Below are 8,969 nucleotides of genomic sequence, written 5' to 3'. Positions count from 1 at the left end.
GAAGACGCCGGCACAGGCAAACACTGTCTGCGCCCGGAAAAGTGTTTATCATAGGCATCTCTTTGCCTGGCTTGCACGAACACCATGACCGAGAACGACTACACCTTCGCCTGGGGCCTTTACGCAGTGGCCGCCTTAGGGTGCCTGCTGGTGGGCTTCAAGCTCACCGGCTGGATGTGGCGCTGGCTGCGCGAACCGCTACGGGTGGTGCTGGCGGTGCTGCTGCTGACCCCGACCATCGTCGACCCGGTCAAGGACAGTTTCGCCCCTGCAATCGCCATCACCGCACTGGATGTTGCCTTCAAGGTCGGCAATAACGCCTGGCGCGCTGTGTCGGACTTCGCCATGTACGGCATGATCGCCTTTGCCCTGTACTTCCTCTTCGTGCTGCTTCGCTGGCCGCTGGAAAAACGCGCGCGCACGCGCCGTGAACAGACCGAGGCTGCCGCCAGGCGTCAGCTGGCCGAGGATGATCAGCTCGGCGCCCAGGCGCCGCTGGCTGCCGAGCGCAGCGACCGGTACCGTGACGACTTGCCGCCAGCCGCAGCGCGTGGCGCAGGCCGGGTCGAGCCTCGTCTGTAAACGGAGACACGCCTGTGTGCGAACTGCTGGGCATGAGTGCCAATGTCCCTACCGACATCGTTTTCAGCTTCACCGGCCTGATGCAGCGGGGCGGGCGTACCGGCCCGCACCGTGACGGCTGGGGTATAGGCTTTTACGAAGGTCGTGGTCTGCGCCTGTTCCAGGACCCGGCGGCGAGCAGCGAGTCGGAAGTGGCCAACCTCGTGCAGCGCTACCCGATCAAAAGCGAAGTGGTGATCGGTCATATCCGTCAGGCCAACGTCGGCAGGGTGTGCCTGTCCAATACCCACCCGTTCGTGCGGGAAATGTGGGGCCGCAACTGGTGCTTCGCGCACAACGGCCAACTGGGTGACTTCAAGGGCCTGGCCAGTTTCTACCGGCCAGTGGGCGACACCGACAGCGAAGCGGCCTTCTGCGACCTGCTCAACCGCATCCGCAGCGCCTTCCCCGAACCGGTGCCGGTGGAACAGCTACTGCCAGTGCTGGTCGAAGCCTGTGCCGGCTACCGTGGTCAGGGCGTATTCAACTGCATGCTCAGCGATGGCGACTGGCTGTTCTGTTTTTGCTCGACCAAGCTGGTGCACATTACCCGCCGAGCGCCATTTGGTGCCGCACGGTTGAAGGATGTCGACCTGATCGTCGATTTTCATACCGAAACCACCCCCAACGACGTGGTCACGGTGATTGCCACCGAGGCCTTGACCGAGAACGAGACCTGGCACCGCTACGCGCCGGGTCAGTGGGCCCTGTGGCGGCACGGCGAGTGCGTGGCGCACGGCCAGAGCTAAGGACGCTGCATGTTCAGAAGTTACCTGCGATTGCTGTTGTTCACCTTCGGCCTGCTGGCCGGTATCCAGGTCCCTGGGCTGGTCAAGGACTATAGCCAGCGGGTCGAGGCGCACCTGTTCGAATCGCGCGAGGCGCTCGATGGGTTCCGGCAAACGGCCGAGCGCTTTTTCAAGGGCGACTTGCAGGCGCTGCTGCAGCACTACCGCAGCAGCGACGATCCGGTGTTCAACAGTGACGCCAACAGCATCGAAAGCCTGATGATCCGCAACGAACTGCTGGAAAACGAATGGCAGGTGCTGCAAGGGTCATGGGCCGAGCGTACCTGGCATGTGCTGGTGCAGGCCGACCCGCAGTTGCGCGAAGAAACCCTCAATGGCTACAGCTACCAGATTCTGCTGGTGCCCGAGGCGATTGGCTGGGGTGTGGGTGCCGGTTTTGTGCTGGCCTTTGTGGTCGAAAGCCTGTTGCTGGGGATTGGCTGGCTGATCCTGGGCGGGCGGCGCAGGGTGGTGAAAGAGAGCTGGCGCTAAGTTCTGCTGTGCCTGTACCGGCCCTTTCGCGGGCTTGGCCGCTCCCACAGGTACAACCTGGCCCGCCAGGCCTGTGATGATCCTGTGGGAGCGGGCAAGCCCGCGAAAGGGCCGGTACAGGCGGAGACCGTCGTTCAGACCAGCACGATTCGCTGCCCACCCACATCCCGCGCATACCGCTCCAGCACCTGCCGGCAAACCCCAACCACCTCATCTACCAACACCACCCCGGTCTGCCACGCCACCACCAGCTCCAGGCTCGGCGGCGGCTGCAACCCTTCCAGCAGCACCAGCTCGCCCCGGCCCAACTCGGCATCCACCAGCGCCGGCGGTAGCGCGCCAATGCCAAAACCGTCGCGCAACAGCCGGGTAATCGCCGCCACCGAATTCACGCAATTCAACCGCGGCGCCTCTGCCCCCGCAGTCTGCAGCAAGCTCAGCACCTCCTGGTGCGGCCGTGAATTCTTCGAGAAGGTGATGATGCGCTCGCGCCCAAGTTCGGCCAGCGACGCATAGTCCCTGTGCTGGTGGGCGCCTGCGGCCACCACCCAGCCCATTGGGTAGCGCGCCAGGTCGAGGCTGCGGATCGATTGCTCGCGCAGCAAGTCGGTCTGCAAGATCACGTCAAGAAAACCCTTCTGCAACTGCTCGCGCAAGTTCAGCGCGGTGTCGGCCACCAGTTCGATTTCCACCTGCGGGTAGCGCTCGCTCAACTCCGCCACCAGTGCGCTCATCCAGGTGTGGATCACAGTGTCCATCACCCCGATGCGAATGCGTCCGACCTTGGCCCGGTCGCTGTCCAGCGACTGCTTCATGGCCTTGGCGGTTTCCAGCATGCGTTCGGCGTATTCCAGCACCTTGCCGCCCTCCGGGGTCAGGCTGACCCCGCGAGAGTCGCGTAGCAGCAGCTTCACGCCCAGGTCAGCCTCCAGTGCGGCAATACGGCTGGATACCGAGGCCTGGGTGGTGAACAGCTTTTCTGCCGTCAAGCGGAAGCTCTTGAGCCGGGCGACCCAGACGAAGGTTTCGAGGAAGCGAAGGTTCATGATCAGTTTTTCTTGTTCCAGACCGGCGGTTTTTTTCGTTGGACGCAGGCGAGGCGGCCTCTGAACAATGGCGCCCAGGCCGCGACGCTTTATGTCGCCCATAAAACAATACCAACAAGCCGAGGCATCCATGAACCCCACCGGCGCGCAGCAGCAGGTCAGTTCCTTCCCTTCGTCCGGGCCTTTCGCCTGGTACCGCGACATCGACAAACAGCAACGACGTACCTTCTGGAGCTGCAAGATCGGCTATGGCCTGGACGGCATGGACACGCAGATGCTCAGCTTCGTCATCCCTACGCTGATCATGCTGTGGGGGCTCACCACCACCGAAGCCGGCTTGATCCACACCAGCACGCTGATCGCCTCCGCTGCAGGAGGCTGGGTGGCCGGTATTCTCTCCGACCGCATCGGCCGGGTGCGTACCCTGCAACTGACGGTATTGTGGTTCGCCTTCTTCACTTTCCTGTGTGGCTTCGCTCAGAACTACGAGCAACTGCTGATTGCCCGAACCCTGATGGGCTTTGGCTTCGGTGGCGAGTGGACCGCCGGTGCGGTGTTGATCGGCGAGGTGATCCGCGCCCAGGACCGCGGCAAGGCGGTGGGCATGGTGCAGTCCGGCTGGGCAATCGGCTGGGGCCTCACAGCCATCCTCTATGCGCTGCTGTTCTCTTGGCTGCCGGCAGAGCAGGCCTGGCGTGCGTTGTTCCTGCTGGGGCTGGTACCGGCAATCTTCGTGATCTTCGTTCGCCGCCTGGTCAAGGACCCTGAGGTATATCGCAAGGCCAAGGCAGTGGAAAACGCCGAGGCACCTTCGCGCTTCTACGAAATCTTCGCCCCGGGCATGCTCTGGACCACCGTGCGGGCATCCCTGCTGACCACCGGCGCGCTCGGCGGTTACTACGCCATCACCTCGTGGCTGCCAACCTTCCTGAAGAACGAACGCGGCCTGAGTGTGCTGGGCACGGGTGGCTATCTGGCCATGGTGATCGTCGGCTCGTACGTGGGCTATGTGGTCAGCGCTTATCTGTCCGACCTGCTGGGGCGCAAGAAGAACTTCATCCTGTTCGCCGTGGGCTCTTTCGTCATTGTGCTGTTGTACACGCAGATGCCGGTCAGCGATGGTGTGATGCTGTGGCTGGGCCTCCCGTTGGGCTTCTTCGCCTCGGGTATCTTCAGCGGCATGGGGGCATTTCTGACCGAACTGTTCCCCACGCGCATTCGGGGTTCGGGGCAAGGCTTCTGCTACAACATCGGCAAGGTCATCGCCGCGCTGTTCCCGTTGATGATCGGCATGCTCGGCCAGAATGTTCCGCTGGGCCTGGGTATCGGTGTGTTCTCTGCTGTGTCCTACGGCATTGTGATCTTGGCGGCGCTGAGCCTGCCAGAAACCCGCGGCAAACACCTGCAGGCGCGGTAAGGTAGGTATATGCACAACGACAAGGGAGACCGCGTGGTGGAACGCCTGCTACTCAATTGCGACATGGGCGAGAGTTTCGGCAGCTGGCGCATGGGCCTGGATGCCGAAGTCATGCCTTACATCGATTGCGCCAACATCGCCTGCGGTTACCATGCCGGTGACCCCGGTATCATGCGTCGCACCGTGGCGTTGGCGTTGGAGCACGGGGTGACTATCGGCGCTCATCCGGCCTACCCGGACCTGGTCGGCTTTGGCCGCCGTTCCATGGCCTGCAGCCCGGAAGAAATCCGCGACCTGCTGCATTACCAGATCGGTGCGCTGGATGGCATCTGCAAAGTGCTGGGTGGCCGTGTGGCCTATGTGAAGCCCCATGGGGCGCTGTACAACGACATGATGGCCGACCCGTTCAAGCTGCGTACCGTACTGGAGGCCGTAGCGGCCTATGACAGCCACCTGCCGTTGATGCTGATGGCCACCGCCGACAACCGAGCCGCCCAGGCACTGGGTGATGAAATGGGCGTGCAGCTGTGGTTCGAGGCGTTCGCAGACCGCGCATACACCGCCAGCGGCCATCTGCTGTCGCGGCGCCTGCCGGGCGCGGTGCATCACGACCCGGCGCGGGTGGTGGAGCAGGCTGTGCGTCTGGCCCGAGGCGAAACGCTGGTGGCTGACGATGGCAGTGCCTTGCAGCTCGCCGCCCGCACCCTCTGCGTGCATGGCGACAACGAGAGTTCGGTGGCGGCGGTGCGGCAGATTCGCCAGGCCCTCGATGGGCTGGAGGCGTGATGAAGCCCCGAATCGAAGTGGTCGCCATCGACAGCCTGATGGTACGCCTGTTCGACCGTATCGATGAGGCCAACATGCCATGGATGCTCGCCGCCAGCCGGCGCTTGAGCGCGGCGTTCGGCGAGCACCTGCTGGACCTGGTGCCGTCCTACACCACGCTGATGGTGCAGTCGGCCCTGCCGCCGGGCGAGGCGAGGGCGCGAATCGCTCAGGCGCTGGACGGCTTGCAGCCTGACACCGGCAATGGCGGCCGCCGACACGAGATCCCGGTGTGGTACGACGCCAGTGTCGGCCCTGAGCTGCCTGTGCTGGCGGCCCGCAGCGGCTTGAGTGAAGCCGAGATTGTTCGCTTGCACTGCGAACGTGATTACCCGGTGTTTGCCCTGGGCTTCGCACCCGGTTTCGGCTTCATGGGCCTGGTCGACGAGCGCCTGGCCAGCCCTCGTCTGAGTACCCCGCGCAAGCGCGTGGCGGCGGGCAGCGTGGGCATTGCCGAACGCCAGACGGCAGCGTATCCGGCAGTATCGCCGGGTGGCTGGAACCTGATTGGGCGCACCCCGGTGCGTTTGTTCGACCGTGAGCGTGAGGGTTACAGCCTCTTGCAACCCGGTGACCGGGTGCGCTTCGTGCCGGTTTCGCGCAGTGAGTTCCTGACCATGGGTGGTGATGTGGAGGCGCAGGGATGAAGCTGTTGAGGATCGAGGCCAGTACGCCGTTGTGCCAGTTACAGGATGCCGGGCGCTTTGGCGTGCGTCATTTGGGCGTGACCCAGGGCGGGGCGCTGGACTGGGTGGCGATGCACTGGGCCAACTGGCTGCTGGGCAACCCGTTGGGGGCGCCGGTGGTCGAGGTGGCGCTGGGTGGTTTTTGCGTAGTGGCCGAACAGGATTGCGTGCTGGCCCTGGCCGGTGCCGACCTGGATGCGTGTGTCGATGGTCAGCCCCTGGTGCCATGGCGCAGTTTTGCCCTGGCCAAGGGGCAGCGCTTGACCCTGAAGCAGCCAAAACGGGGTGTGCGGGCGTATCTGGCGGCACCGGGAGGGTTTCAGGGCAAGGATGTGCTGGGCAGTTGTGCCACCGTGGTGCGTGAAGCCTTGGGTGGCATCGATGGTCAGGGTGCTGCGCTGGCTAAACACCAGGCATTGGCTTTTACCGGTAGCAATGCACCCCTGCGCGAAGTGCCGCAAGCGTTGTGCCCGCAGTTTGCCAAAAAGCCGGTGCTCGATCTGGTGATAGGCGCACAGATCGGCGAATTCAGCGGTACCAGCCTGTTCGAGGCATTCAACCGGGAGTGGACACTGGATAGCCGGGCTGACCGCATGGGCATCCGGTTGTTGGGCCCGCAGCTGGTCTACCAAGGGGCGCCGATGATCTCCGAAGGGATCCCGCTGGGGGCGGTGCAGGTGCCGCCGGATGGCCAGCCGATCGTGTTGCTCAATGACCGGCAGACCATTGGTGGGTACCCGCGGCTGGGCGCGCTGACGCCGCTGGCGCTGGCGCAACTGGCGCAGTGCATGCCGGGGGCGGTGGTGCGGTTCAGGGCGGTGGTGCAGGACGAGGCCTGGCGTGAGCAGCAGATTTACCTGGGGCGTTGGTCGTAAGGCTGCTGGCCCTTTCGCGGGCTTGCCCGCTCCCACAGGGATAGCACTGCATTTGAGGGTTGTGAATGTGGGGGGCCTGTGGGAGCGGGCGAGCCCGCGAAAGGGCCGGTACAGGCAACCTCACTTGGACAGGTAGCGCATCCCTTCCTCCAACCCTTGCAGGGTCAGCGGATACATCTTGTCCTCGATCAGGTCCCGCACCAGATGGGTCGACGCGGTGTATTCCCAGGCCTGCTTGGGGTAAGGGTTGATCCAGATGATTTTCTTGAATTTTTCCATGAAGCGCTGGATCCACACATACCCGGCTTCTTCGTTCCAGTGCTCCACGCTGCCACCCGGCTGGGTGATCTCGTAGGGCGCCATGGCCGCGTCACCGACGAACACCACCTTGTAGTCATCGCCATACTTGTGCAGCAGGTCGAAGGTGGAAAAACGTTCGGACGTGCGGCGCAGGTTGTTCTTCCACACCGACTCATAAACGCAATTGTGGAAGTAGTAATACTCCAGGTGCTTGAACTCGGTCTTGCAGGCCGAGAACAGCTCTTCGCAGACTTTGACGTGCGCATCCATCGAACCGCCAATGTCGAACAGCAACAGCAGCTTCACGGTGTTGCGCCGTTCAGGGCGCATCTGGATGTTCAGCAACCCGGCATCCCGCGCGGTGTGGTCGATGGTGCCGTCGATGTCGAGCTCTTCGGCGGCGCCTTCGCGGGCGAACTTGCGTAGCCGACGCAGGGCCAGCTTGATGTTGCGGGTGCCCAGCTCGACCTGGTCATCGAGGTTCTTGTACTCGCGTTGGTCCCAGACCTTTACCGCCTTGCCCTGACGCTTGCCGGCGTCACCGACGCGGATGCCCTCGGGATTGAAGCCGCCCGAGCCGAATGGGCTGGTACCGCCGGTACCAATCCACTTGTTGCCGCCAGCGTGGCGCTCCTTTTGCTCTTCGAGGCGTTTCTTGAATGCCTCGATAAGCTTGTCCAGGCCGCCCAGCGACTGGATCTGCGCGCGCTCTTCGTCAGTCAGCGAGCGCTCGAACTCTTTGCGCAGCCAGTCTTCAGGAATCAGCGCCTCGATGTGCCGGTCGAGGTTTTCCAGGCCCTTGAAATAGGCGGCGAAGGCACGGTCGAACTTGTCGAAGTGGCGTTCGTCCTTCACCAGGATGGCGCGGGCGAGGTAGTAGAACTCGTCCATGTCGGCAAACACCACGCGCTTTTGCAAGGCCTGGTGCAGGTCGAGCAGCTCACGCACCGAAACCGGCACCTTGGCCGCACGCATCTCATTGAACAGATTGAGCAGCATGGCCCTGCTCCTGTCAGCGGTTGCCGCGCCCGCTCATGAAGGCCAGGCGCTCGAGCAGTTGTACATCCTGCTCGTTTTTCACCAGCGCACCGGCCAGCGGTGGGATGGCCTTGGTCGGGTCGCGTTCGCGCAGCACCGCTTCACCGATGTTGTCGGCCATCAGCAGCTTGAGCCAGTCGACCAGCTCGGAGGTGGACGGCTTTTTCTTCAGGCCCGGCACCTTGCGCACATCGAAGAACACATCCAGCGCCTCGCTGACCAGCGACTGGCTGATGTTCGGGTAGTGCACGTCGACAATCTGCTGCAGGGTAGTGCGGTCGGGGAAGGCGATGTAGTGGAAGAAGCAGCGGCGCAGGAAGGCATCCGGCAGCTCTTTTTCGTTGTTCGAGGTAATGATGATGATCGGACGCTGTCTGGCCTTGATGGTCTCGTCGATTTCATAGACGTAGAACTCCATCTTGTCGAGTTCTTGCAGCAGGTCGTTGGGGAATTCGATATCGGCCTTGTCGATTTCGTCGATCAGCAGGATGACCCGCTCGTCGGCCTCGAAGGCCTCCCAGAGTTTGCCCTTTTTCAGGTAGTTGCGCACATCGTGCACCTTGTCCACGCCCAGCTGCGAATCACGCAGGCGGCTGACTGCGTCGTACTCGTACAGCCCCTGGTGGGCCTTGGTGGTGGACTTGATGTGCCAGGTGATCAGGCGCGCACCGAACGAGGCTGCCAGCTGCTCGGCGAGCATGGTTTTGCCGGTGCCTGGTTCGCCCTTGACCAACAGCGGGCGTTCGAGGGTAATGGCCGCGTTTACCGCCAGTTTCAGGTCGTCTGTGGCGACGTAGTCGCGGGTGCCTTCGAACTTCATGGGGGGGTGTCCTCTATTCAGGGCTTTGCGGGCCTCCTCGCGGGTAAACCCGCTCCTACGG

Annotated in this window: 10 protein-coding genes; 7 read left to right on the top strand and 3 right to left on the bottom strand. The window is 63.2% G+C overall.

Annotated features, from left to right (window positions below; all coding sequences use genetic code 11):
• The first annotated feature begins 84 nt into the window (after window positions 1-84).
• From ACF8GF_RS05495 to ACF8GF_RS05485, 3 genes are read left to right on the top strand one after another with little or no spacing between them, the layout of a single operon-like run.
• On the top strand, window positions 85-582 hold the full coding sequence (locus ACF8GF_RS05495) for an MFS transporter (protein WP_176685790.1): 498 nt from the start codon (window positions 85-87) through the stop codon (window positions 580-582).
• Between the two features lie 14 nt (window positions 583-596).
• The gene (locus ACF8GF_RS05490; protein ID WP_003254671.1) at window positions 597-1,370 is read left to right on the top strand and encodes a class II glutamine amidotransferase; all 774 of its coding nucleotides are present in this window, start codon (window positions 597-599) and stop codon (window positions 1,368-1,370) included.
• Window positions 1,371-1,379: 9 nt separating this feature from the next.
• The gene (locus ACF8GF_RS05485) at window positions 1,380-1,901 is read left to right on the top strand and encodes a DUF2937 family protein (protein WP_003254669.1); all 522 of its coding nucleotides are present in this window, start codon (window positions 1,380-1,382) and stop codon (window positions 1,899-1,901) included.
• A 134-nt stretch (window positions 1,902-2,035) separates the two neighbouring features.
• Here ACF8GF_RS05485 and ACF8GF_RS05480 read toward each other — a convergent pair whose 3' ends face one another.
• A complete protein-coding gene (locus ACF8GF_RS05480; RefSeq protein ID WP_176685601.1) occupies window positions 2,036-2,947 on the bottom strand; it encodes a LysR family transcriptional regulator in 912 nt (303 codons plus the stop codon).
• 130 nt (window positions 2,948-3,077) lie between these two features.
• Between ACF8GF_RS05480 and ACF8GF_RS05475 the strand changes: the two genes are divergently transcribed.
• The 4 genes from ACF8GF_RS05475 to ACF8GF_RS05460 are packed head-to-tail and all read left to right on the top strand — an operon-like array spanning window position 3,078 to window position 6,750.
• Window positions 3,078-4,364 carry an MFS transporter gene (locus tag ACF8GF_RS05475; RefSeq protein WP_176685600.1) on the top strand — a complete coding sequence of 429 codons (1,287 nt, stop codon included), beginning with the start codon at window positions 3,078-3,080 and terminating at the stop codon, window positions 4,362-4,364.
• A gap of 9 nt (window positions 4,365-4,373) precedes the next feature.
• On the top strand, window positions 4,374-5,150 hold the full coding sequence (locus ACF8GF_RS05470; protein WP_209967530.1) for a 5-oxoprolinase subunit PxpA: 777 nt from the start codon (window positions 4,374-4,376) through the stop codon (window positions 5,148-5,150).
• Window positions 5,150-5,836, top strand: a complete 687-nt coding sequence (gene pxpB, locus ACF8GF_RS05465) for a 5-oxoprolinase subunit PxpB (RefSeq protein ID WP_176685598.1) — start codon at window positions 5,150-5,152, stop codon at window positions 5,834-5,836. The genes ACF8GF_RS05470 and pxpB overlap by 1 nt, the downstream gene beginning before the upstream one ends.
• Window positions 5,833-6,750: a biotin-dependent carboxyltransferase family protein gene (locus ACF8GF_RS05460; RefSeq protein ID WP_209967525.1), complete on the top strand. Its 918-nt coding sequence runs from the start codon at window positions 5,833-5,835 to the stop codon at window positions 6,748-6,750. The genes pxpB and ACF8GF_RS05460 overlap by 4 nt, the downstream gene beginning before the upstream one ends.
• A gap of 120 nt (window positions 6,751-6,870) precedes the next feature.
• Here the strand turns inward: ACF8GF_RS05460 and ACF8GF_RS05455 are convergent, their stop codons facing one another.
• Both ACF8GF_RS05455 and ACF8GF_RS05450 read right to left on the bottom strand, forming a co-directional pair.
• The gene (locus tag ACF8GF_RS05455) at window positions 6,871-8,049 is read right to left on the bottom strand and encodes a VWA domain-containing protein (protein ID WP_021783384.1); all 1,179 of its coding nucleotides are present in this window, start codon (window positions 8,047-8,049) and stop codon (window positions 6,871-6,873) included.
• Window positions 8,050-8,062: 13 nt separating this feature from the next.
• The gene (locus ACF8GF_RS05450) at window positions 8,063-8,908 is read right to left on the bottom strand and encodes an AAA family ATPase (protein WP_392487546.1); all 846 of its coding nucleotides are present in this window, start codon (window positions 8,906-8,908) and stop codon (window positions 8,063-8,065) included.
• Window positions 8,909-8,969: the final 61 nt, after the last annotated feature.

This window comes from Pseudomonas sp. yb_5 (genome assembly GCF_043103865.1).
GTDB lineage: Bacteria > Pseudomonadota > Gammaproteobacteria > Pseudomonadales > Pseudomonadaceae > Aquipseudomonas > Aquipseudomonas putida_Y.
This window is presented reverse-complemented; position numbering and strand designations above follow the sequence as displayed.

Excerpts from the sequence above, each read along its gene's own strand:
- ACF8GF_RS05495 (WP_176685790.1), top strand. The coding sequence starts at position 85 with ATGACCGAGAACGACTACACCTTCGCCTGGGGCCTTTACGCAGTGGCC.
- ACF8GF_RS05485 (WP_003254669.1), top strand. The coding sequence starts at position 1,380 with ATGTTCAGAAGTTACCTGCGATTGCTGTTGTTCACCTTCGGCCTGCTG.
- ACF8GF_RS05480 (WP_176685601.1), bottom strand. The coding sequence starts at position 2,947 with ATGAACCTTCGCTTCCTCGAAACCTTCGTCTGGGTCGCCCGGCTCAAG.
- ACF8GF_RS05475 (WP_176685600.1), top strand. The coding sequence starts at position 3,078 with ATGAACCCCACCGGCGCGCAGCAGCAGGTCAGTTCCTTCCCTTCGTCC.
- ACF8GF_RS05470 (WP_209967530.1), top strand. The coding sequence starts at position 4,374 with ATGCACAACGACAAGGGAGACCGCGTGGTGGAACGCCTGCTACTCAAT.
- pxpB (WP_176685598.1), top strand. The coding sequence starts at position 5,150 with ATGAAGCCCCGAATCGAAGTGGTCGCCATCGACAGCCTGATGGTACGC.
- ACF8GF_RS05460 (WP_209967525.1), top strand. The coding sequence starts at position 5,833 with ATGAAGCTGTTGAGGATCGAGGCCAGTACGCCGTTGTGCCAGTTACAG.
- ACF8GF_RS05455 (WP_021783384.1), bottom strand. The coding sequence starts at position 8,049 with ATGCTGCTCAATCTGTTCAATGAGATGCGTGCGGCCAAGGTGCCGGTT.
- ACF8GF_RS05450 (WP_392487546.1), bottom strand. The coding sequence starts at position 8,908 with ATGAAGTTCGAAGGCACCCGCGACTACGTCGCCACAGACGACCTGAAA.